The organism is Candidatus Paraluminiphilus aquimaris (assembly GCF_026230195.1).
Classification (GTDB): domain Bacteria; phylum Pseudomonadota; class Gammaproteobacteria; order Pseudomonadales; family Halieaceae; genus Luminiphilus; species Luminiphilus aquimaris.
On the sequence record NZ_CP036501.1, the window covers coordinates 2550484 to 2571976 of the forward strand.

The window sequence follows — 21493 nt, forward strand, 5'->3', positions numbered from 1 at the left end:
TTAACTACTACCTAAACGAGACATCAGAAATAAACGCGCCCGCAGCTTCGCGCGCCGCTCGATCTAACGCTTGGACCTCAGCGAGCGTCGTTGGTTCCGCCAATGTTACACAGTTGAGTGTGGCCGCAATTGTCTGATCAATATCGGTGAACCGAATCTTCTCTGATAAGAAGGCATCCACCGCCACCTCGTTAGCCGCACTAAAGGCACACATCCCACCCGGCACATCAATAGCCTCGTAAGCAAGCCTCAAGCACGGAAAAGCATCGAGGTCGGGTGACTCGAAATCCAGCCTTGCTGTTTTGACCAAATCGAGAATATCAACGCCCGCTGACACGCGATCTGGCCAAGATAGACTATAGGCTATTGGGGTTCGCATATCGGGCTGCCCGAGCTGCGCCAGCACCGAGCCATCAACGTAACGAATGAGCGAGTGAATGATGCTTTGCGGATGAACGACTACCTCTATTTCCGATGGCTTTCTATCGAATAACCAGCATGCCTCAGCAAGCTCCAGACCTTTGTTCACAAGCGACGCCGAATCCACCGAAATCTTTCGTCCCATCGACCAATTGGGATGTGCACAAGCCTCGTCGGGCGTCACATTGTGAAGCGAGTCCCGCGAGCGACCGCGAAACGGGCCACCCGATGCGGTCAGTAAGATCTTTTCAACACGCGCCATCTGCGGTCGTGCCTGTGTATCACAGGGCAAACACTGAAACATGGCGTTGTGTTCGCTATCCACGGGGAGGAGTAAGGCGCCACCCTCGCGAACGGCCGTCATAAATAAACCACCCGCGCTGACGAGTGCTTCTTTATTGGCAAGCAGCAACCGCTTCCCCGCCTTTGCTGCTGCAAGGGCAGCTGATAGCCCTGCGAACCCGACGATGGCGGCCATAACCGTATCGACATCGGGGCTTTGTGCGAAGTCGACCATGGGCGCTTCGCCGGCATGGACGCGCGTCGCTACCCGACCGCTCAAGCGAGTTTCTAATTCTTCAGCAGCATCAGGGCAAAACATTACCGCGTGCTGAGGTTCGTGCTGTAAGCACAGCGCCGCCATTTCGGCCACGGAGCGATTCGCACAAAGCACCTCGGCGCGATACTTGTCGGGGTGCCGCCCGATAACGTCAAGTGTGCTCAGCCCAATTGAGCCAGTCGCACCCAACACCATCACTCGCTGCATCAGGCGTAGCCCACCAAGATAAGTGACAGCGCAAAAAACGGTGCCGCACCACAGATTGAATCCAATCGATCGAGCAAGCCACCGTGCCCTGGGAGCAATGTGCCCGAATCTTTACAGCCGCTCTCGCGCTTGAACATACTGATCGTGAGGTCCCCTAGTACCGAGGCACCGCAGCAAAAAAGTCCAATCAAAAAGATTTCAACAGGGTGTATGTGAGCGTATTCCGGGGGCAGTAACCACCATACAACCGCGGCCAGACCCAGTACGACGAGCAACCCACCCCAAAAGCCTTCGATCGTCTTTTTGGGACTGACATCGGGCGCCAGCGGATTACGTCCAAGGGTGCTTCCTACAAAATAAGCGCCAACGTCTGAGGCCGCGACTACCACGATGAAGAGTGTTGTAAGGATCCACCCGTTAGGCAATCCCACCATATAAGACAGAGACAACCAGCCAGCGCCCAAAACAAAAAGACCAATCAAAGACCGCGTGACACGTGCGCGCCACAAAAAAGACAACTTGGGGTAACTCTCCACCAAGAACGCATTAGCCAGCCATGTAAAACAAGCGACCCCCAGTACGGGACGTATGGCCGCAGAGCTCTCAATGAGGTCAGGGTGGTATACCAAAATAAAGCCTGTGCAGAGTCCCACGAAGACCAGTGAAAATATCATTCTTATCCAGCGGGCATCCCAACCGGACAAACCCGCCCATTCCCAAGCCCCGGCGGCAAAAACAACGGCAACCACAACCGACATAGCAAAAGGAGACAACTGCGTCACCGCCACCAAAAAGATGCCCATCATTACCAGAGCGGTGTAGATTCGCTTAACTAACACTAGACGCTCTCCACCTTTGGCCGCGCACCGTATCGACGATCTCTCCCGCGGAAATGCTCAATGGCTACATCTAGCTCATCCACGTTGAAATCAGGCCAGAGCGTATCAGTGAACCAGAGCTCGGCATAGGCGAATTGCCATAAGAGGAAGTTCGACAGTCGCCACTCGCCACCCGTGCGTATGCACAAGTCAGGCGTTGGCTTGTCGGCAAGCGCCATCCGTGAACTCAGTAACGTTTCATCGATGTCGTCAGCTGACAACCTGCCTGCGGCGACATCTCGAGCCAGTGAGGCGGCGGCTTCGCTCACATCCCACCGACCGCCATAGTCGAGTGCCAATACGAGCGTAGATTCGGTGTTGTGAGAGGTCGCGCGCTCAGAGTCCTCGAGTAATTTTGCAATTCTTGGGCTGAGCCGGTCTCGTCGACCAATAAATTGAATCCGCACACCATCGGCGGCGAGTTCTTTAATTTCGCGCCGGAGGTATCGAGACAGCAAGGCCATCAGAGCACGAACCTCCGGCACGGGTCGCTGCCAATTTTCACTAGAGAATGCGAAAAGCGTCAAAGTTTTAATGCCGCGATCACGGCAGGCGTACATCAGCGGTTTCACCACGTCAGCACCTGCGCGGTGTCCAACGGGCCCCGGAACACCCTTTTTCTTCGCCCATCGGTTATTGCCGTCCATAATGACGGCAATGTGTTGGGGGGCAGGCCCTGTCGGGCTGGCGGGAAGCGTCACTTCGCGATCAACCCGCAATTAAATTTCCATCAAATCGGCTTCTTTGGCACCGAGCGCTGCATCAACTTTCGCAACGAACGCGTCGGTAAGCTTTTGGATTTGATCCTGACCTCGACGTTCATCGTCCTCCGAGATCTCTTTTTCCTTTACGAGCTCTTTGAGCATGCCGTTCGCATCACGCCGCGCGCTTCGAATGGACACCCTCGCTGATTCCGCTTCGGCTCGCGCCTGCTTGATGTATCCCTTACGCGTTTCCTCGGTCAACATGGGCATGGGGATACGAATCACATCGCCTGCGGTAGACGGGTTCAAGCCCAAATCACTCTTCATGATTGCTTTTTCCACATCGGGCGTAATCGACTTATCGAAAACACTCACAGCCAGCGTTCTCGCGTCTTCGACGTTAATACTCGCCATTTGCTTCAGCGGCGTCTCGGCGCCGTAATAGTCGATGCGAATGCCATCAAGAATACTGGGGTGGGCTCGCCCCGTTCTAATCTTATTGAAATTCTGCCCCAAAGCTTCAAGCGACTTTTCCATTCGCTCTTCAGCATCGCTTTGTATGTCGTCAATCATCTTTTTGATCTCCAGATCGGTAGCGCAGCAAACAAACCGCCGCTACTGAATCAATGTACCCTCAGATCCACCCCGTACGATACTCAATAACGCGCCTTTCATCGACATATTAAAAACGCGCACAGGCATTTCGTGATCACGTACTAAGCAAATGGCTGTGAGATCCATCACACCAAGTTTATTGTCTAGCACTTCATCATAGGTGAGGGACTCGTATTTAACTGCCGTCGAATCCTTCATGGGATCTGCGTTGTACACGCCGTCCACCTTTGTCGCTTTGAGAACAATGTCCGCCTCGACTTCAATGCCTCGCAAGCACGCTGAGGAATCAGTGGTAAAGAACGGGTTGCCCGTTCCTGCTGAAAAGATCACAACGTCGCCTTGTGACATTGCACGAATTGCCTTTCGTCGATCGTAATGATCGACCACACCGCTCATAGGGATCGCAGACATCACCTGCGTTGCGATGTTTGAGCGCTCGAGCGCATCGCGAAGCGCCAAAGCGTTCATTACAGTCGCCAGCATACCCATGTGATCGCCAGTGACGCGATCGAGACCGGCTGCTTGCAGTGCGGCACCCCTAAAGAGGTTCCCGCCCCCAACAACCAATCCCACCTGGACACCAATACCGACCAGCTGCCCTATCTCCAGTGCCATTTGGTCGAGTACCTTTGGATCGATGCCAAAGGGTTGATCGCCCGTTAGGGCCTCCCCGCTGAGTTTAAGTAAGATGCGCTTGTAGACTTTTTCTGTTGCCATACTTATCTCCCGGATCTGTACCGCCACCGCAAGGGTAGCGGCGTTTTTTCTCACAACCTTCTTACCGCTTAGTCGCCACCTTCTTACAACGGACTGACAACCTGCTCAAAACCCGCCATGAGGAGCGCTAAGCCGGCCAAACTCAACCTCTGCGAGCCTTATTCCTAGCGTTTGTGGGCAGACCACCAACCGCCTCCACCTGCATCCACTCAACACACTCGACCGTGCTCAAGCGGCACGGCTGAGCTGAGCGGCTTATATGTCGGTTTAGTTACCCAGCTGTGCGGCAACTTCAGCAGCGAAATCGACCTTCTCGACCTCAATACCCTCACCCACTTCGAACCGTGTAAAGCCCGCTACGCTTGCGCCAGCTGCCTTCACGAGCTTCCCTACCGTAACGTCGGGATCTTTTACGAACGCTTGCTCAGTCAAGCTGTTTTCGGCGAGGTACTTGCGAATGCGCCCTTCAATCATTTTCTCGACGATTTCTGGAGGCTTTCCAGAGTCCGCTGCCTGCGCGGTATAAATTTCGCGCTCTTTTTGCAGCTGATCTTCTGGCATATCTGCAGGTGACACCACCGCTGGATTCACAGCGGCCACGTGCATCGCCACATCTTTCGCCAACTCTTCATCACCACCAGTGAGCTCAACGAGCACCGCGATGCGACTGTTGCCGTGAACATAACCACCGACGACACCGTCGTTAGCTGTAACGACTCCAACACGACGAACGGAAATGTTTTCACCGATCTTTTGAACCAGGGCTTGGCGAGCGTCCTCGATTTCGCCACCGGCAATCGCGGCAATATCGTCAGTCTGCAATTCGACAGCTTTATCCATAACCTGCGAGACGAAGCCTGCGAAATTTTCATCGCGAGCAACAAAGTCGGTTTCGCTGTTTACTTCACCGATCACACCGGACTTACCGTCCGCAGAGATTCTCATCGCAACAACGCCATCAGCTGCCGTACGACCCGCTTTCTTCGCCGCCTTCATACCACTTGATTTGCGAAGCTCCTCGATAGCAACCTCGACATCACCACCTGCGGCAGCAAGTGCCTTTTTACACTCGAGCAAACCCAGACCTGTTCGTTCCCGCAATTCCTTAACTAATGCAGCAGACATTTTTTAACCCTTCTAACGTCTCAAAACAGCCTCGCCTTTAGTGCGAGACCACACTTAAAAAAAAGCCGCGCTAGGCGCGGCCGATAAATATTTACTCGGCGTCGCCGGCAACCTCAGCGGGCGCCTCGGCTTCTTCTGTCTCAACGACTTCCATGAACTCATCGACAACGGGCGCTTCAGAACCCGCGCCTTTACCCGCCATGACCGCATCAGCAACCGCTGTAACGTATAACTTGATCGCGCGGATCGCGTCGTCGTTACCGGGAATGATGTAATCGACACCGTCGGGGTTACTGTTCGTGTCCACAATGCCGATGACCGGAATACCCAGCTTGTTGGCTTCAGTGATCGCAATGCGCTCGTGATCTACGTCAACGACAAATAACGCATCGGGCAGTCCGCCCATGTCCTTAATACCGCCGATAGAGCGATCGAGCTTATCTTTGCTGCGCGAACGCATCAGAGCTTCTTTTTTCGTGAGCTTGTCGAACGTGCCGTCCTGCTCCTGAGTCTCAAGGTCTCGCAGACGCTTGATTGATGACCGGATGGTCTTGTAGTTGGTGAGCATGCCACCCAACCATCGGTGACTGACGTACGGCATTCCGCAACGCGCCGCCTGCTCCTGAATAATTTTACCTGCGGCACGCTTCGTGCCAACGAACATGATTTGGTTCTTGTTCTCTGCCAAACGCTGAATAAATCCAAGCGCGTCATTAAAGGCGGGAACCGTGTGCTCGAGGTTAATGATGTGAATCTTGTTTCTTGCACCAAAGATGTATTGATCCATCTTGGGGTTCCAGAAACGAGTTTGGTGGCCAAAGTGCGCGCCGGCCTGCAACAAATCGCGCATGCTTACTTGTGTCATAACTTTTCTCTAAGTTGGGTTTCACTTCCGTCTACGCAAAATGTCCAACCGACGTATCGGCACCCGGCACTTTGTTGTGTGTAAACGTGCTATTTATTACCGGCATATCCGATAACGGCGCGCTTTATACCACAGGCTTGCTTTCTCCAGAAGCCTTTAACTGTAATATTGCCCCTCCCATGCGGTAAACTACCCAAAAACCCCCATCTGAAACGACAAGGCTTGGAATCGAGTAAGTGAGCAACGTAGCTATTAAAACTGATGAAGACCTCGAAGGTATGCGCGAAGCAGGTCGCCTCGCAGCAGAGGTACTGGAAATGATCCGGCCCCATGTTGTCCCCGGCATCTCAACGGGTGAGCTTGACCGTATCTGTCACGATTACATCGTTAACGTTCAGAACGCCATCCCGGCGCCGCTCAACTACAAAGGCTTCCCCAAATCCATCTGTACCTCTGTCAACGAAGTAATTTGTCATGGCATTCCCTCAGAGGCCAAAGTTCTGAAGCAAGGCGACATTATCAACATCGATGTCACTGTCATAAAAGATGGTTGGCATGGTGATACCAGTATTATGGTTCCCGTCGGTAAAGTAGCGCCGCATGCGGAACGTCTCATGCGGGTTACGCAAGAGTGTCTCTATAAAGGACTGGCGCTGGTCAAACCAGGCGCGCGCTTAGGCGATATTGGACAGGTCATTCAACAGTACGCCGAATCTTCGTATTACTCCGTTGTAAGGGAGTACTGCGGCCATGGAATCGGCAAGGTTTTTCACGAAGAACCTCAAGTGCTCCACTACGGGCGTGCCGGCACAGGGCTTGTGCTAGAGAAAGGCATGACGTTTACCGTCGAGCCGATGGTAAACGCGGGTAAACGACACACCAAACTCAACACGCGAGACGGCTGGACTGTAACAACACGTGATGGCCGATTATCCGCCCAGTGGGAGCACACGATCGCGGTCACTGATGATGGATGCGAAGTACTCACCAAAAGACCCAGCGAGACACTTCCGTTTTAAGACCTATCTTGAAGGGATAGGCAGAGTCGTAATGGCGGTAGCCGCAACCTAAGTATTTATTCGCTTACGACCTAAAAGCTCTAATCTGGTTTTCAACCCGTACTAAACGAGAACACACGACACTCGAACCTATGGCGACACCGTTACTGACAGCATTGATTGCAGAACTTAGAAGTGAGCTCAAAGCCCGTAATACCGAGCTTGCAGGTCAATTTTCGCCCGACGTATCGGTCACACCGTTATTGCGTTCGCGATGTCTAGCCGTAGATTCCGCGCTTCAGCGACTCTGGTACCACTTCGACCTCGACGAGACTGGCGCAACATTAGCCGCCGTGGGGGGATATGGTCGCGGGGAGTTATTTCCCGAGTCCGACATAGACGTTCTTATTCTTGTGGCAAACGAGAGAGCCCCTGATACGACTGCACTGTCGGGCTTTATCAGTGCATTGTGGGACTTAGGACTAAAAATAGGCCACAGCGTCCGGACGCCCGATGAGTGCATTTCGCTCGCCTCGAGCGATATCACTGTCATGACGACCTTGCTTGAGACGCGCTTGTTAAGCGGGAGCAATGATTTACTTCTCGAAATTACTCGCCGGTTAGAGAGTGAGCAGGTTTGGCCAACGGCCACGTTCTTTAACGGAAAAATTGAAGAACAGAGCGCTCGTCATGAAAAGTTCGGTTTAACCGGGTACAGCTTGGAACCGAATGTGAAATCGTCCCCGGGGGGTCTCCGCGATATTCAGGTTATTGGCTGGATAGCCCGCCGCCATTTTGGGATTGGGCTTGATGAGCTTCCGACTGGAGAGTTCCTGACAGAGGAAGAACTCGCTCTTTTGAACGAAGGGCACGACGCGCTAAGCCGTGTTCGTTTTGCGCTGCATGCCAAAACAGGACGAGAAGAAGATCGTCTTCTTTTTGAGCACCAGCAAACGCTCGCCAAGCAATGGGGGTTTGAAGATCACGGCAAACTCGCCGTGGAACAATTCATGCAGGCGTATTTTCGCAACGTGCAAGCTGTGTCACACACCACTGCGCTGCTGATCGATATCTTTCAAAAGACCTTGTTGCATAACGAGGCCTCGGCATCCGTCATTATCGATGAAGATTTTGAATTGATTGATGACCGCATTTCCGCGCGACATGAGGCTGTTTTTTCAGCCAACCCCTCCAATCTGCTGCGGATTTTTTCCGTCATTGCGCGTGATAGCCGCATTAAACGCATTGATCCAGAGACGACACGACTGTTACGGGGCTCCGCCCCGCTGCTTGATGATGACTTTAAACAGGACCCTGTAAATCGTCGTGCATTTCGCGACATCATTGCAGCGCCGCACAATATGACCAAGCAGTTGCGAAGGATGCTGCGCCATGGCGTACTCGCCCGGTACCTGCCGGCCTTTGGCGCTATTGTCGGACAGATGCAATTCGATATGTTTCATACCTACACGGTCGATGCGCATACCATGCAGGTGATTGCCAACTGCCGCAGATTCCTTCGCGCCGACTACACCGATACCTTTCCCGTCACAACGCGCATTGCCCAACGCTTGAGAAACCCGACACTCTTGTTTGTTGCAGCCTTATTTCACGACATTGGAAAAGGGCGAGGAGGCGACCATTCCGAGCTGGGGGCGGTCGATGCTCGCGCCTTCTGTGAACAGCACTTTTTTGACGAGCCCGATACCGAATTAATCGTCTGGCTGGTAAGTAACCATTTATTCATGAGCTCTTTCTCACAAAAACGGGATATCTCTGATCCGGAAGAGATTCAGCGCTTTGCCGAACATGTCTCTACCGAAGAGCGCCTTGATTATTTGTTCACGCTAACCGTTGCTGACATTAACGGGACCAACCCTGAGCTCTGGAATGCGTGGCGAAGCTCTTTGCTACGACATCTCTACACGGAAACACGTCGCGCGCTGCGACGCGGCCTAACAAATCCGCTTGCGCGTGAAGATGTTATTAGTGCCACCAAGAAGGCGGCAGCGCACCTCCTCGAGTTCAGGGGATTCCTCGACGACGAACTTGATGAAATCTGGGCCGCACGAGGTGATGATTACTTTCTTCGCGAGCGCCCAGAGGATGTCGCCTGGCACACTGAGGCCATTGCGGACTTTGATGACAGCGGCGAACCATTGGTATTAATCAAACAATCCTCGGAGTCGCTAATAGCCAATGCGACCCAGATCTTTGTGAACACCCAAGACACGGAAAATGTATTTCCAAAAGTCTGCTCGGCGCTTGAACTTCTCGATCTAAGCATTAACGATGCGCGGATTTACAGTGGTACCGATGGTGCGACGCTCGATACGTTTTTTGTATTGAAGGCTGATGGTTCACCCGTTGACAGTGCTCCTGAAACCTTAAACATGATCGAACGCGCCATTATCGCTGCCCTGACAACGTCTACATTGAGTCAGAGCAATCAGCGCATAAACCGAACACTGCGCTCTTTTCTGTCACCCACTGAAGTGACGTTCATTGAGGACAGCAATCGAAACCTGACGATTATGGAGCTTAGCTCACCCGATAGACCCGGTCTTTTAGCACGGGTTGGCCAAATCATGGCTGAAAACAATATCAGCATTCAAGGGGCAAAAATTCAAACACTGGGAGAGCGTGTTGAAGATGTGTTTTTCCTCACCACACAACAGGGCGATCGCCTTGCCGACGACGCTGTGTGTGAGCGTTTGCGAGAGCAGGTGTGTACGGCTTTAGACACGGGCTTAGCCGCATGAATCCGGGCCTTAATACACTTCACCCCTATCCGTTTGAGAAGCTTGCACAGCTGACAGCGAGCGCAGAGCTTCCCCCACTAGAGCGAATTGCGCTGACGATAGGAGAGCCAAAACACCAGCCGCCGGCACACGTGCTGGAGGCCCTAGTTGCCTCTGTTGAAGAAGTCGCAAAGTACCCCTCTATTATCGGACAAGCTGAGCTTCGAGAAAGCATTGCGCGCTGGGTGGCGTCGCGATTTAAGACCCGTGCGATCGACCCCGCCACCGAAGTGCTCCCGGTCAACGGGACTCGCGAAGGTTTATTTGCCATTACACAGGCGCTTGTGACACCGAACCGCAGGGGTGGCGTTGTCATACCCAACCCGTTTTACCAGATCTACGAGGGCGCAGCATTGCTCGCTAATGTTGAACCCCTGCTTGTTCCCGCAACCGAGGCCACAGGTCACCTCGCCGACTACAGCATACTGTCTGACGACGATTGGGAGCGCTGTGAGATGCTCTTCATTTGCACGCCGGGAAACCCCTCCGGCGCCGTCATTCCCGAAGCCGAACTCCATTTTCTCATCGAGAAAGCCCTTGAGCACAACGTCGTTCTGATCAGTGACGAGTGTTACAGCGAACTCTATTACGACGAGGAGCGTCCGCCCGTTGGGCTCCTTGAAGCAGCGAGCACTTACGGGAATACCGAGCTTAAGCAGTGCCTCGCTTTTCATAGCCTATCTAAGCGATCGAACTTGCCCGGATTGCGATCAGGATTTGTCGCAGGCGATGCTGAGCTCATCGCACAGTTCAAGCGCTACCGCACCTATCACGGTTGCGCGATGCCGTTACATCACCAATTAGCCAGTATCGCCGCATGGTCTGACGAGGACCATGTTGTTAAAAACCGCGCCCTTTATCGCGCGAAGTTTGACGCTGTAACCGATCGACTTTCGTCGGTTTTACCGGTCAGCATTCCCGAAGCTGGGTTTTATTTATGGGCAAGGACACCCACATCAGACACCACCTTTGCACGAGACTTACTCAGTCACACGCATGTTGCCGTTCTACCGGGGAGTTTTCTTGGCCGATCAGTAAACGGGATTAACCCGGGCTCCGACCATATTCGCATGGCGCTTGTGGCTACCCTCGCGGAAACGCTTGAGGCGGCAGATCGCATATGCCATTGGCTTAGGCGCGGGTAAGGCAAGAGACAATGTCAGCCAACATGCTAAAACAAGAACGGGTTGCGTTTATCGACAAGCGGTTACAAGAGCTTTATCCCAACCCACCCGTTCCCCTCGATCATTCAGACCCCTACACCCTGCTTGTCGCCGTGTTACTGAGTGCACAGTGCACAGACGAGCGAGTCAATTTGGTTACACCTGCGCTGTTTGCGTTGGCCGACAACCCCTTTGATATGGCGAAAGAAAGCGTTGAGACGATTCGTGAAATCATCAAGCCCTGCGGTCTGTCTCCGCAAAAATCAAAAGCCATTCGCGGCTTAAGTGAGATCCTAATTAATGAGCACGGGGGCGAAGTACCGCAGGACTTCGAGAGCCTCGAACGATTGCCGGGGGTAGGACACAAAACGGCGAGCGTCGTAATGGCACAGTCCTTTGGTGTCCCAAGCTTCCCCGTAGACACGCATATTCACCGGCTAGCACAAAGGTGGGGCTTGACCCGTGGTCGAAATGTGAGTGAGACAGAGCGCGATTTAAAGCGGGTATTCAAAAAGAGCCGCTGGAATGATCTGCACCTTCAGATCATCTTTTATGGCCGAGAATTTTGCTCGGCGCGTGGCTGTGATGGCCGCGTTTGCGAAATTTGCACTACGTGCTATCCGACAAGAAAACATCCCAAACGCGTCAACAAACCCTAACGTTCCCCAAGAGAGAAATCATCAAAAATGACTACCATCTACGGCATTCCCAATTGCGACAGCGTAAAGAAAGCGCGAAAGTGGCTGGAAGAGAAAAATATTGAATACGACTTTGTGGACGTACGTGAGAACACGCCGGCTGCATCTCATATTAGCCACTGGGTGACCGCATTGGGCGCCGAAAAAATGGTTAACAAGCGCAGTACAACGTGGAAGAACATGTCAGAGGACGAGCGGTTAGAAGCGCAAACAGGTAATACCGTTTCGGTATTACTTGCTAATCCAACGCTTATTAAGCGACCCGTATTAGAGCACAACGAGGTACTCGACGTCGGTTTCAAGGCAGACGCCTACGCTACCTATTTCTCTTAAACCTCATTTATTCAAACCTACCTCAGGAGCACATACTCAATGTCTCGCACCCTCCATGCCTTTGGTCTCGGCGTTGCGTCAGAAAATGCAAATGGCGACATACTCGACGTTTTCTTCCCCGCACCCAGAGCAAATATCTCCGGTGGATTAGCCGATGCCCTCCACGGTGTATCAGGCACGCTCGACGACGCATCGCTCAGTTCAGTCGCCACCGACTGCAGAGCGGCTGGTGATGAGGCGCTGGCAGCCCTCGCTGAACGGCTACGTGAGAGCGGACGCCGGATAGTTGCGTCATCGTTGAATGACAACTCGGCACCTGAGACGGTGGGGGACGCCTACCTAAAGCTGCACCTTCTTTCCCACCGGCTGGTTAAGCCGCATGGCACAGACCTGTCGGGTATTTTTCCGCTCCTTCCCAATGTGGCATGGACGGATGAGGGCCCCGTTGATTTAAATGAGCTCGCAGATCGGCAGCTCACTGCGAGGCTCAAGGGGCGCGTGCTCGAGGTTGCAAGCGTTGATAAATTCCCAAAGATGACAAACTACGTAGTGCCGGCAGGTGTTCGCATCGCACACAGCGCCCGAGTCCGTCTGGGCGCTCACCTTGGTGCAGGTACAACGGTAATGCATGAGGGTTTCATCAATTTCAATGCGGGTACCGAAGGCCCCGGGATGGTTGAGGGCCGTATATCGGCTGGAGTCATGGTTGGTAAAGGGTCCGACCTGGGTGGCGGATGCTCTACCATGGGGACACTGTCCGGTGGCGGCAACATCATCATCTCCGTTGGTGAGGAGTGCTTAATTGGTGCCAACGCAGGCTTGGGCATTCCGCTGGGTGATCGTTGCACCATCGAGGCTGGGCTATTTGTAACGGCCGGAACAAAAGTAGACGTGCTCGACGATCAACGAAATACCATCGAAACCATTGCAGCGCGGCATCTGGCTACCCGTTCAGATTTACTCTTTCGCCGTAATTCACAGTCAGGGGCTGTAGAATGCCTTACGAACAAGACCGCCATAGAACTCAACGAAAGCCTTCATGCAAACAACTAATTCGTACAACGACGCCATTGCGCTCACTCGAGAACTGATTGAGAAACAATCGGTGACGCCCGCCGACGACGGGTGCCAGCCGCTCATGGCAGAGCGACTCGCTAATATTGGGTTCACCTGTGAGTGCTTACAAGCCGAGGAAGTCCTTAACCTGTGGGCAACGCGTGGCAATGAGGGCCCACTCCTCGTATTTGCGGGGCATACCGATGTGGTGCCACCCGGACCCCTAGAGCATTGGGATAGCGATCCGTTTGTGCCGACAGAGCGAGATGGCTTTTTATTCGGTCGAGGTGCGGCAGACATGAAGTCGAGTCTCGCCGCCATGGTTGTTGCAACGGAATCGTTTATTGGGAAGCACCCGAACCACAAAGGACGCATAGGCTTTCTGATTACCGCTGACGAAGAGGGTCCGGCAGTTCACGGCACTCGCTATGTCGTTGATACGCTGATGGCAAGAGAGGAAACCATCGATTGGTGCGTCGTTGGCGAGCCTTCCAGCACATCCCAGCTCGGCGACATCATAAAGAACGGTCGCCGAGGCTCCATCAACGCAACGCTTACGATAAAGGGCAAACAGGGCCACGTCGCCTACCCGCACCTTGCCGATAACCCTATGCACAAAGCCTTTGACGTGTTGAACCAACTCAGCGCATTGCAGTGGGATCAAGGCAATGCTTTTTTTGACCCTACACAGCTACAGTTTTCCAATATTCAGTCAGGGACAGGTGCCACGAATGTGATTCCCGGTGAGTTAAACGCTGTTTTCAATCTGCGGTTCTCGACGGAAATCACCGCCGACGGTATCAAGAAGAAGTGTGAGGATTTATTGGATAAAAGCGGTGTTGACTATGATATTTCCTGGCAGTTAAGCGGAAATCCTTTTTTGACTGAACCCGGCGATCTTGTGGATGCAGCAACGCAGAGTATTTTGGAAGTCACAGGCGTCGATACAACACTCAGCACCGGTGGTGGGACGTCTGACGGGCGATTTATTGCAAAAATGGGCGGGCAGATCATCGAGCTCGGCGTTATCAATGCGTCGATACATCAACGTAATGAGCACGTATTGATATCCGACATCCCAAAATTAGCCGCTATCTACGAGGGCATACTCACTCGGGTACTGACTTAAAGCAGAGGCGAGACCGCCGAACCTCATACAAAGGTGATTTTGGCCTGCGGTAGTTGTGTAGCGAGACCCTGAGCGAGCGTCCTAAAGTACGCCTCACAGGATTTTGACCAAATATCGGCATTTGCGTCGATGATAAACTCCCAGTGAATCGACGCACTTAACATGAGCGTTGCTTCGAGAATCCGGGTCACGCCAACAACCTTAGCTTGTAAGAATTCCGAGGCGGCGCCCTCAAAGTCTGGACTATCTAAACGGCACTTTACGCAGCTCGGGACCGTATTCTGGCGGAGCCAATCCATCACGCGAGCCTGCCCTTCAACCGTAGCCAAGTCGACCGCGATCACGCTGTCGACGAGGTCGTCGTCCCCCAACGCCAAACCCACGTAAGTCATCGTGTGCTGTTTTTTCAGCTCAGGCGTCGGTACGTAATCCAACAATAGCAATGACGTTCTCACAACTCTCCCTTGGCATTAGGCCGCACCAAAACATCGAATCTCACCGTTTTACCGGAAATTGCATGGGAGGGTTTCATGCCTCCCAAATAAGGGGATTTTGCGGGTCGCTTTATCACTACGCGCCCAACGGGTTGCGACAGTGCCCAATCCAGCAGCGCCGCCCCCTGCTCGCCGGTTGCATCGTTTTCAAGAAGCGCCTGAACGGTCGCGAGATCTTTTTTGACTGCAGCTGATTTACTTCGATCAGGAAACATAGGGTCGAGGTAAATCACATCGAACCCCGCGAGGGAGCGCTGCGCACTGTCCCCGCGACTGATCGTCATCCGCTGGGCAGCATCCACAACTTTGGTCTGGGCACTCAGCAGCGCGGTTTGCTTTGCATGCGTCAGCAAAAAAAACAGTACCGGTGATGCCTCCGAAAGCTCGACGTTGCAACCCAGGTCAGCGAGGACAAAGGCATCTCGACCTAATCCTGCTGTCGCATCAAATACCCTCGGCTTCAGATCTTTCTTTACCCCAACGGCGCGCCCAAGCGGTTCGTTATGCCCCGATTTACGACGGTAAAGCATGTCAGGCGATGAGAAGTCGATCGTAACTCGACCAGGACGGGGTTTCTCTAGAGCTTGCAACCAAACTTCATGAGTGTCCACCACTAAGGCAACCGGGGCCACGGCATGAGCGTAGGAACTCGCAAGTGGCAGTCCAAGTTCATTCGCCACACGCTTCGCCGCCTGCTCCGCTGATCTAGATGCAGGGATAACCTCACATGCCATCATCGATTTCGAACACCTAGCTCGAGTGGAACATCACCCAAAACCGCTTTAAATCCGACCGACAGCGCCTGCTGACGAAGCCCGTGTTTGTCGTTAAATTCAATAGTACGAGCATGGGACTCGCCTGCCGACCAGTCCTCAAAATCCATTGCTGTCAGCTGCCGCTCTCCAATTTGAAGGCCCGACATACTCAGCAACTCATCGCGTGCGTAATTCAAAAAATCAGACGTTGTTTTTAACGCATCAGACTCGGGTAAACAGGAGGAAAATTGTCCGAAGTGGATACCACATGGCGGTACCTGTTCAATCAGTCTGGCCAATCGTATCGTTACATCACCAACGATGTAGCTGAAGACAGTTGGATTTATTCCCTCGGCTTGAGACAGTTCGTAGTGACTCCCCAAGTGAAAGGCTGAGCGAAGAACCGGAACGGTACCCGCTTGCGATTTTTCTCTCGCAACCGCGTTGTCAATCAGTACGAGCAGGAAGAAGGTAAGCAAGTCGACATTGGGAAAGGCCCCCAAATCCCTATTCCAAACATAGTAACCATCCCCTGTGGTAGTCCGTGCAAAGTTTACTTCAACACCCTCGCGCTTCAGTTTTGAATAGGCCGAGTTCATTGAGTACGACAAGCTATTAAGCTGGCTCGCCTGCTCGAAGGGTCGAAATAAAGAAAAGTCTACAATATCGAAGAGCGCCACAGCGCGCTCTTCAACATGAGCGACGCTATAGCGCTTAACGAGCTCATCGATGGCTAAAATCGTCGCCTCGTCGTCAGCAGGCGCGAGATCCAACTTGATGAAACTCGGTGCAACGCCCAAACGCGCCGCGATCTCGAAGATCTCTTTGTGCCCTTTATGCCTAGAGCCTGACAAGAGATCCCTGACAAACGCCTCGTTTGCTAAAGGGTCCGATACGTGTTCTTCAGGCGCTGTGAAGTTACCCAAAAAATAGTGAGGGACAACAAGCGTTAACAGGCCACTTGGGTCATAGGCCCAGCATAAAACAAGGCTTTGACCCAATCGCCATTGTTTCTGTAATGTCGCCTCAAGCTGTTCTAGTGCCACCGTGTCACCCTTACACGCTCACGAACCCAATAAGCACGTCGAGATTCGTTCTCGAACTTCGCTGCCTGCACTGGCATCATACTGACTCAGACACTGGATTTCGTCATGTTTACTCATTTATTTAAAAAGCGGCCGCCCGGTAGGCGAAGGAGGAACGTTGCCACTAAGTTTATTGCAGCAAGCTTCGTTTTCATGGGCCTGACCGCCTGCAAAAATATTGATAAATACGACGTAACCTTTAATGACCGTCCAGTCTACTCACCGCAACGACTCTTTACCGACTATCGCGTCAACGACAAAGCCCTGGCCAACTGTATTGAGCAAGCCATCGAAGATTTCGAGATATACACTGCCGATGGTTTAGAGGTTTTGAACTGCTCAGATGCCGGGATTAGCTCCTTGCTCGGTCTCTCCCAATTCGCAAACCTACGGCGCCTAAAGCTCTCAAATAATGAGATTCGAAATCTCGTAGAACTGTCAGTTATGACTGAGCTAATTGAGGTGCAGCTTGACGGTAATAATGTGATCGACAGCGTGCCCTTGACATCGCTACCTCGGGTAGAGCGGATTAACTTGGCCGATAATCCAGCCCTCCAATGTGACGGGGTTGCCAAGTTTTCGTCGGCGATCCAAATCACGCTACCGGAGCACTGCCAGTCATGACTTACTGGCTCTACCGCACTATTGCGGCACTGCCGCTCGCATACGCCTACCATTTATCAACGGTGATTGCCTGGCTTACTCAATCGGTTGTCAAATATCGGGTCAAGACCGTTGACCGTAATTTGCGGGCGGCCTTTCCCGGCGAGACCGATGAGTGGTATCTCACTACACGCAAACGGTTTTACAAACAATTCGCTGAAGTCGCCATTGAGTCACTCTATGGCTGGCGCATCCCGAAAGCCGAATTAGAAGAACGTATGAAACTGGTTGGCTGGGAGCCGTTGCAGGCTTCTTCAGAAACAACACCCAAGCCCGGCATTTTGCTGTCAATACACCACGGAAATTGGGAGTGGTTGATGCAGCGAGCAAGCCTTGCCGCCTCGGCGCCGCTTGATGGTGTCTATAAACCGCTGCACGATAAAGGTGCTGACAGATTTGCGCTGGAGTCGCGCGGCCGCTGGGGTGCAACACTTGTCACAATGAAAGCGATGGGTCGTCATGTATTGCGCAATCGACGTAAACCTCGCGTCCTCGCCCTGCTCGCGGACCAAGCACCGGGCAAACGAGAGACTGCCCACTGGACGCAGTTCATGAATCAGCCCGCGGGCTTTTTTCTCGGTCCAGCGACGCTGGCCAATATCACGCAATATCCTGTCTATTTTGTCCGCGGAAAACGTCTTAATCGGGGTTATTACGAGGTAGAGCTCATTGAAATCTGTCGAGAACCCGGGACTTTATCGCAAGAAGCGCTGATCGAGCGTTACGTGGAACTCGCCGAGGAAACGATTCGCAGCGAACCTGAAAGTTACCTGTGGAGTAATCGACGGTGGAAACGAAGTCCGCCTCAGGCGACGTTAACCGAAAGCGGCGCCGTATCTGACGAAATCCAGTCAAATCCCTGACTCTGTGTGGCGTAAATTACTTGTGTTTGAGATGCTTTCGACCAGTCTCCAAGCCTTTCTGACACCGCCTCAAGAGAGTTATTTTGCTCAGAGATGTGACCCGCGACCACAATATTAGGTGTGCCTGACGTCATAGACGTCAGCATTGTCATCGCTTGATCATTATTTAAATGACCGTAATCGCCAGCGACGCGACGCTTTAAGGTTGCTGGATAAGGTCCCCGCCTGAGCATGTCCAGGTCGTGGTTAAACTCGAGCAAAAGCATGTCGCAACCTGAGAAAGCTTTTTGCACGTGCGCTGAAACACAACCAAGATCGGTGAGCACACCCACCGCCACCCCGTTGTGAAAGAAGCGGTATTGCACGGGTTGCCTGGCATCGTGCGGAACCGTAACCGCACTTACTTCAATGTCGCCCACCGCAAAGCGTGAGTCGCTCTCAATTTCGACCACTGAACGAGCTGAATCCAACTTGCCTGACTGTCGCGTACCGTGTGTCGCATAAATGGGCGCGGATGCAGCCTTCGCCACGGCGGAAACGCCTGCGATATGGTCGGAGTGCTCATGCGTAACCAACACCGCATCGATGTCCGTGATCTCCAACCCCAATCGCGGTAGGCGAGCCATCATTTCGCGCACCCCAAAGCCGCAGTCGATCAGCACAACGGTATCTTGCGAAGCGACAAGTGTTGCATTGCCTTTACTGCCGGAGCCCAGCGAAGCAAGGCGCAACATTACGTAATATTGCCCTGCAGGAGGATGAGCAATCCCTGTTGCTCAATTTGATCGATGGGTTGACCTTGCGCATCGAGCACGTCGATGTAAATCAGTTTGCGCTCTTCGGTACTCAACATGACCTGAAACTCACGTCCAATGAGCGGATCATCGCTGTCACCGCCGCCCCAAAGCCACCCAAACCAACTCTCGCCGTCCTCACCGTCAGGCCCGAGGTAAGTCACATAAAACAATCCTGCACTTCGATTTTTGTCATCGACTCTAAAGCCCGCATCAGCGAAACCTTTTTCTGTTGCCGCCCAAGCGCGATTGAATGGGAGCGCTAGCTTCAATCGTGTCCCGGCAGACGATTCTTCAAGCGAAATGCGTCCCGCGCCCGTCATCGCCTGTCCCGCCATCATCGAAACGGGCGCTGACTCCGCATTGTTGGCAATAAACTGTGCAATGTTGCGAAGCATTTTTTGTTCGAGATCGTCGTCGTCCGAATTTTCGGGCCATGACGTTAGATCGATATCCTTCGCCTGATTTTGCTGCAAAATGTGCAACTCAGACGTATTGCGCTGAACGCCCGAGTCCACGCGGAATCTAAAACGCGATTCGAGCTCTCGGTCCTGCAGTAATACAAAGTTTGTATCGATCAGACCACCAGTTGCGTCCACACTAGAGACATCGATACCGCTGCTGACAAGAAAGGCACGTACCTGAGGCCATAACTGACCTGGCGCCACGTTGACCACGGCCCAGCTACTACCCCCTAGACGTTGCAAACGGACTGCATCTACCTGTGAGCTCGCCGTCAGTGGAGCAGGCCGAGGTACCTTTCCGGTCACAGGAATCGCGATATTAATAGCCACCTCTGGGATCGGATAGCCTTGCTGGATCGCCTCAGAATCCAAATCAGACGGCACCTCAATGGGCGAGGTTTCAATGGCGGTCTCGTAGTCCCCAGAGAGCTCATTCTCAGTCTCCCAAGGCAGTGTCTTCACCGACTCAGGTAGGTAACTACAACCGCTCACGAGTGTTGCCATGAGAAATGCGGCAGCGCCTTTTATTTTATGCATTCGTCTATCGCCTTGTTCAATGTATCCCAGTGCGTCTCACTCAATGGTGTAAGCGGTAATCTCATCGTCGGTTCAATCAACCCCATCTTACCCATGGCATATTTTACGGGAATCGGATTGGATTCGATAAAGAGTGTACCGTGTAACGCCCTCACTTGATCATCGATGGCTCGCGCTGATGCCATATCGCCTGCCAATGCCAGCTTACACATGTCCGCCATTTGAGCAGGCGCAACATTCGCCGTAACCGATATGCAGCCCGCAGCACCTACGTCGAGTAGATCACAGGTGGTGCTGTCGTCTCCTGAATAAACGGCAAAACCCTTAGGCAAGGCCTGAATCAGGGCTGCGCCCCTTGCAACATCACCGGTTGCATCCTTCAGCCCAACAATATTTTCGATCTGACTAAGACGCAGGGTTGTCTCTACTGAGAGATCGCAGCCTGTACGCGAGGGTACGTTGTAGAGCACGATCGGGAGATTGATGGCCCCTGCGACCGCTTTGAAGTGCTGGTACAAACCTTCCTGGGTCGGCCGATTGTAATAAGGCGTGACCAGCAAGGCGCAATCAGCACCTGCCTCTGCCGCCGATACGGTCAATTCAACCGCTTCTAAGGTGGAGTTAGAACCTGTCCCGGCCATAATCGGGATACGACCACCCGCATGACTCACTCCGAAGCGAATGACTTCACGGTGCTCCGGGTGGCTGAGGGTCGATGCTTCACCCGTTGTTCCTACTAAACCTAGGGCCTGCGTGCCATTCGCGATGTGCCAATCGATGAGACGCTCAAGTGCCGCCCAATCAATATCCCCCGTCTCTGTCATGGGGGTTACCAGCGCAACGATGCTTCCGGTTATCATCAGCGTACTCCTGAGGCGGGGAAATTCGTAGTGAGGGTGAATATGAAGCCGCAATTATCCATGTCGAGCGCCGTTTCACAACCGGTTTCACCGGGACGGAAGTGGATGTTCGTCTCGTTTGTTTTTTTTATCACTGCTTTGACCGTGCAGACAGCGAATAGTTCAGACTTTGAGCTACAGATTCGCCCACTCAGCGCCATAGATAAGCAGTATATGGTGCAGCAGCGTGCCGCTATTGAAGCGCTGGCGAATCGTCTTGGCCGCAGGCTATCGGGAATGCCCAGTCGGGACTTGGATACTCTGCAAAGAATTATCGATCGCCGTTGGATCGATCCTGAGGATGCAAAGACTCAGCAAGCAATGGGAATCGTATTTGGAGACCTACTTGCGAAGGAGCTCAGTTTTGATTGGGTGGTTTATCGGGACCGAGCGGGCCGGTCACGCGCCCTTCGCTATCGGGACCAAGATATTTATATTTTCCCGATCACCATGATATCGCGCCGACTTGCCGCTAAGGCAGAAACGCCGGTTAAGGCACTCTTCGATGAGCAGTTGCGCAAGCAACGTAAGCGCCTGCCAGGGGCTCGCTGGATGCCCACCGACTAGCGCCACAGCAGGGCATCACCGAGACTGCCTGTAGCGCTCAGGCGGCGCTAAGCTATCCCCTTTTGGACTAGGCCCTGTAAACGCAGCTGATAAAATCGGCAGTC

General features: G+C 53.1%; 23 protein-coding genes. 10 read left to right on the forward strand and 13 right to left on the reverse strand.

The genetic code is table 11. From position 1 onward, the window contains the following. Positions 1-7: 7 nt before the first annotated feature. From E0F26_RS11655 to rpsB, 7 genes are all read right to left on the reverse strand, one after another. Positions 8-1186, reverse strand: coding sequence for a 1-deoxy-D-xylulose-5-phosphate reductoisomerase (locus E0F26_RS11655; protein ID WP_279241835.1), 1179 nt, complete (start codon positions 1184-1186; stop codon positions 8-10). Then, on the reverse strand, positions 1186-2025 hold the full coding sequence (locus E0F26_RS11660; RefSeq protein WP_279241836.1) for a phosphatidate cytidylyltransferase: 840 nt from the start codon (positions 2023-2025) through the stop codon (positions 1186-1188). Before E0F26_RS11660 ends, E0F26_RS11655 begins: the two co-directional genes overlap by 1 nt. Beyond that, entirely contained in the window at positions 2025-2783 is a 759-nt protein-coding gene (uppS, locus tag E0F26_RS11665) for a polyprenyl diphosphate synthase (RefSeq protein WP_279241837.1), read from the reverse strand. The genes E0F26_RS11660 and uppS overlap by 1 nt, the downstream gene beginning before the upstream one ends. After that, positions 2784-3341 (reverse strand): ribosome recycling factor, encoded by a 558-nt coding sequence (gene frr / locus E0F26_RS11670; protein ID WP_279241838.1) that lies wholly within the window; start codon positions 3339-3341, stop codon positions 2784-2786. Between the two features lie 42 nt (positions 3342-3383). After that, positions 3384-4100, reverse strand: coding sequence for a UMP kinase (pyrH, locus tag E0F26_RS11675; RefSeq protein ID WP_279241839.1), 717 nt, complete (start codon positions 4098-4100; stop codon positions 3384-3386). A 267-nt stretch (positions 4101-4367) separates the two neighbouring features. Further along, positions 4368-5225 carry a translation elongation factor Ts gene (gene tsf, locus E0F26_RS11680; RefSeq protein WP_279241840.1) on the reverse strand — a complete coding sequence of 286 codons (858 nt, stop codon included), beginning with the start codon at positions 5223-5225 and terminating at the stop codon, positions 4368-4370. Positions 5226-5316: 91 nt separating this feature from the next. Beyond that, positions 5317-6090, reverse strand: a complete 774-nt coding sequence (gene rpsB, locus E0F26_RS11685) for a 30S ribosomal protein S2 (RefSeq protein ID WP_279241841.1) — start codon at positions 6088-6090, stop codon at positions 5317-5319. A gap of 236 nt (positions 6091-6326) precedes the next feature. On the opposite strand from rpsB, the gene map reads away from it, so the two are divergent. The 7 genes from map to dapE all read left to right on the forward strand — a co-directional run bounded on the left by map (position 6327) and on the right by dapE (position 14268). Beyond that, complete coding sequence (map, locus tag E0F26_RS11690) at positions 6327-7109, forward strand: type I methionyl aminopeptidase (RefSeq protein ID WP_279241842.1); 783 nt, start codon at positions 6327-6329, stop codon at positions 7107-7109. A gap of 131 nt (positions 7110-7240) precedes the next feature. Further along, positions 7241-9850, forward strand: coding sequence for a [protein-PII] uridylyltransferase (gene glnD, locus E0F26_RS11695; protein ID WP_279241843.1), 2610 nt, complete (start codon positions 7241-7243; stop codon positions 9848-9850). Then, positions 9847-11034: a succinyldiaminopimelate transaminase gene (dapC, locus tag E0F26_RS11700; RefSeq protein ID WP_279241844.1), complete on the forward strand. Its 1188-nt coding sequence runs from the start codon at positions 9847-9849 to the stop codon at positions 11032-11034. Before glnD ends, dapC begins: the two co-directional genes overlap by 4 nt. 11 nt (positions 11035-11045) lie before the next feature. Next, positions 11046-11711, forward strand: a complete 666-nt coding sequence (nth, locus tag E0F26_RS11705; RefSeq protein ID WP_279241845.1) for an endonuclease III — start codon at positions 11046-11048, stop codon at positions 11709-11711. 27 nt (positions 11712-11738) lie between these two features. Beyond that, positions 11739-12083 (forward strand): Spx/MgsR family RNA polymerase-binding regulatory protein, encoded by a 345-nt coding sequence (locus E0F26_RS11710; RefSeq protein ID WP_279241846.1) that lies wholly within the window; start codon positions 11739-11741, stop codon positions 12081-12083. A 39-nt stretch (positions 12084-12122) separates the two neighbouring features. Next, on the forward strand, positions 12123-13136 hold the full coding sequence (dapD, locus tag E0F26_RS11715; RefSeq protein WP_279241847.1) for a 2,3,4,5-tetrahydropyridine-2,6-dicarboxylate N-succinyltransferase: 1014 nt from the start codon (positions 12123-12125) through the stop codon (positions 13134-13136). Beyond that, positions 13123-14268 carry a succinyl-diaminopimelate desuccinylase gene (dapE, locus tag E0F26_RS11720; RefSeq protein WP_279241848.1) on the forward strand — a complete coding sequence of 382 codons (1146 nt, stop codon included), beginning with the start codon at positions 13123-13125 and terminating at the stop codon, positions 14266-14268. Before dapD ends, dapE begins: the two co-directional genes overlap by 14 nt. A gap of 23 nt (positions 14269-14291) precedes the next feature. Here the strand turns inward: dapE and E0F26_RS11725 are convergent, their stop codons facing one another. From E0F26_RS11725 to E0F26_RS11735, 3 genes are read right to left on the reverse strand one after another with little or no spacing between them, the layout of a single operon-like run. Next, a complete protein-coding gene (locus E0F26_RS11725; RefSeq protein WP_279241849.1) occupies positions 14292-14723 on the reverse strand; it encodes a hypothetical protein in 432 nt (143 codons plus the stop codon). Next, positions 14720-15499, reverse strand: a complete 780-nt coding sequence (locus E0F26_RS11730) for a class I SAM-dependent methyltransferase (RefSeq protein WP_279241850.1) — start codon at positions 15497-15499, stop codon at positions 14720-14722. Before E0F26_RS11730 ends, E0F26_RS11725 begins: the two co-directional genes overlap by 4 nt. Next, a complete protein-coding gene (locus E0F26_RS11735) occupies positions 15496-16563 on the reverse strand; it encodes a hypothetical protein (protein WP_279241851.1) in 1068 nt (355 codons plus the stop codon). The genes E0F26_RS11730 and E0F26_RS11735 overlap by 4 nt, the downstream gene beginning before the upstream one ends. Positions 16564-16668: 105 nt before the next feature. On the opposite strand from E0F26_RS11735, the gene E0F26_RS11740 reads away from it, so the two are divergent. Together E0F26_RS11740 and E0F26_RS11745 are read left to right on the forward strand one after the other, a co-directional pair. Beyond that, positions 16669-17226 carry a hypothetical protein gene (locus E0F26_RS11740; RefSeq protein ID WP_279241852.1) on the forward strand — a complete coding sequence of 186 codons (558 nt, stop codon included), beginning with the start codon at positions 16669-16671 and terminating at the stop codon, positions 17224-17226. Beyond that, the gene (locus E0F26_RS11745; protein WP_279241853.1) at positions 17223-18128 is read left to right on the forward strand and encodes a lysophospholipid acyltransferase family protein; all 906 of its coding nucleotides are present in this window, start codon (positions 17223-17225) and stop codon (positions 18126-18128) included. Before E0F26_RS11740 ends, E0F26_RS11745 begins: the two co-directional genes overlap by 4 nt. On the opposite strand, the gene E0F26_RS11750 is transcribed toward E0F26_RS11745, so the two are convergent. The 3 genes from E0F26_RS11750 to dapA are packed head-to-tail and all read right to left on the reverse strand — an operon-like array spanning position 18071 to position 20783. Then, positions 18071-18862, reverse strand: a complete 792-nt coding sequence (locus E0F26_RS11750; protein WP_279241854.1) for an MBL fold metallo-hydrolase — start codon at positions 18860-18862, stop codon at positions 18071-18073. The genes E0F26_RS11745 and E0F26_RS11750 overlap by 58 nt on opposite strands. Then, positions 18862-19923: an outer membrane protein assembly factor BamC gene (gene bamC, locus E0F26_RS11755; protein WP_279241855.1), complete on the reverse strand. Its 1062-nt coding sequence runs from the start codon at positions 19921-19923 to the stop codon at positions 18862-18864. The genes E0F26_RS11750 and bamC overlap by 1 nt, the downstream gene beginning before the upstream one ends. Further along, entirely contained in the window at positions 19911-20783 is an 873-nt protein-coding gene (dapA, locus tag E0F26_RS11760; RefSeq protein ID WP_279241856.1) for a 4-hydroxy-tetrahydrodipicolinate synthase, read from the reverse strand. Before dapA ends, bamC begins: the two co-directional genes overlap by 13 nt. A 42-nt stretch (positions 20784-20825) precedes the next feature. On the opposite strand from dapA, the gene E0F26_RS11765 reads away from it, so the two are divergent. Then, positions 20826-21389, forward strand: a complete 564-nt coding sequence (locus tag E0F26_RS11765) for a DUF3806 domain-containing protein (RefSeq protein WP_279241857.1) — start codon at positions 20826-20828, stop codon at positions 21387-21389. Positions 21390-21493: the final 104 nt, after the last annotated feature.

Coding starts and splice junctions, on each gene's coding strand:
- E0F26_RS11745 (WP_279241853.1), top strand. CDS start 17,223: ATGACTTACTGGCTCTACCGCACTATTGCGGCACTGCCGCTCGCATAC.
- frr (WP_279241838.1), bottom strand. CDS start 3,341: ATGATTGACGACATACAAAGCGATGCTGAAGAGCGAATGGAAAAGTCG.
- glnD (WP_279241843.1), top strand. CDS start 7,241: ATGGCGACACCGTTACTGACAGCATTGATTGCAGAACTTAGAAGTGAG.
- bamC (WP_279241855.1), bottom strand. CDS start 19,923: ATGCATAAAATAAAAGGCGCTGCCGCATTTCTCATGGCAACACTCGTG.
- pyrH (WP_279241839.1), bottom strand. CDS start 4,100: ATGGCAACAGAAAAAGTCTACAAGCGCATCTTACTTAAACTCAGCGGG.
- E0F26_RS11765 (WP_279241857.1), top strand. CDS start 20,826: ATGAAGCCGCAATTATCCATGTCGAGCGCCGTTTCACAACCGGTTTCA.
- E0F26_RS11740 (WP_279241852.1), top strand. CDS start 16,669: ATGTTTACTCATTTATTTAAAAAGCGGCCGCCCGGTAGGCGAAGGAGG.
- dapC (WP_279241844.1), top strand. CDS start 9,847: ATGAATCCGGGCCTTAATACACTTCACCCCTATCCGTTTGAGAAGCTT.
- nth (WP_279241845.1), top strand. CDS start 11,046: ATGTCAGCCAACATGCTAAAACAAGAACGGGTTGCGTTTATCGACAAG.
- rpsB (WP_279241841.1), bottom strand. CDS start 6,090: ATGACACAAGTAAGCATGCGCGATTTGTTGCAGGCCGGCGCGCACTTT.
- tsf (WP_279241840.1), bottom strand. CDS start 5,225: ATGTCTGCTGCATTAGTTAAGGAATTGCGGGAACGAACAGGTCTGGGT.
- E0F26_RS11750 (WP_279241854.1), bottom strand. CDS start 18,862: ATGTTGCGCCTTGCTTCGCTGGGCTCCGGCAGTAAAGGCAATGCAACA.
- dapD (WP_279241847.1), top strand. CDS start 12,123: ATGTCTCGCACCCTCCATGCCTTTGGTCTCGGCGTTGCGTCAGAAAAT.
- E0F26_RS11655 (WP_279241835.1), bottom strand. CDS start 1,186: ATGCAGCGAGTGATGGTGTTGGGTGCGACTGGCTCAATTGGGCTGAGC.
- E0F26_RS11730 (WP_279241850.1), bottom strand. CDS start 15,499: ATGATGGCATGTGAGGTTATCCCTGCATCTAGATCAGCGGAGCAGGCG.
- E0F26_RS11710 (WP_279241846.1), top strand. CDS start 11,739: ATGACTACCATCTACGGCATTCCCAATTGCGACAGCGTAAAGAAAGCG.
- dapA (WP_279241856.1), bottom strand. CDS start 20,783: ATGATAACCGGAAGCATCGTTGCGCTGGTAACCCCCATGACAGAGACG.
- dapE (WP_279241848.1), top strand. CDS start 13,123: ATGCAAACAACTAATTCGTACAACGACGCCATTGCGCTCACTCGAGAA.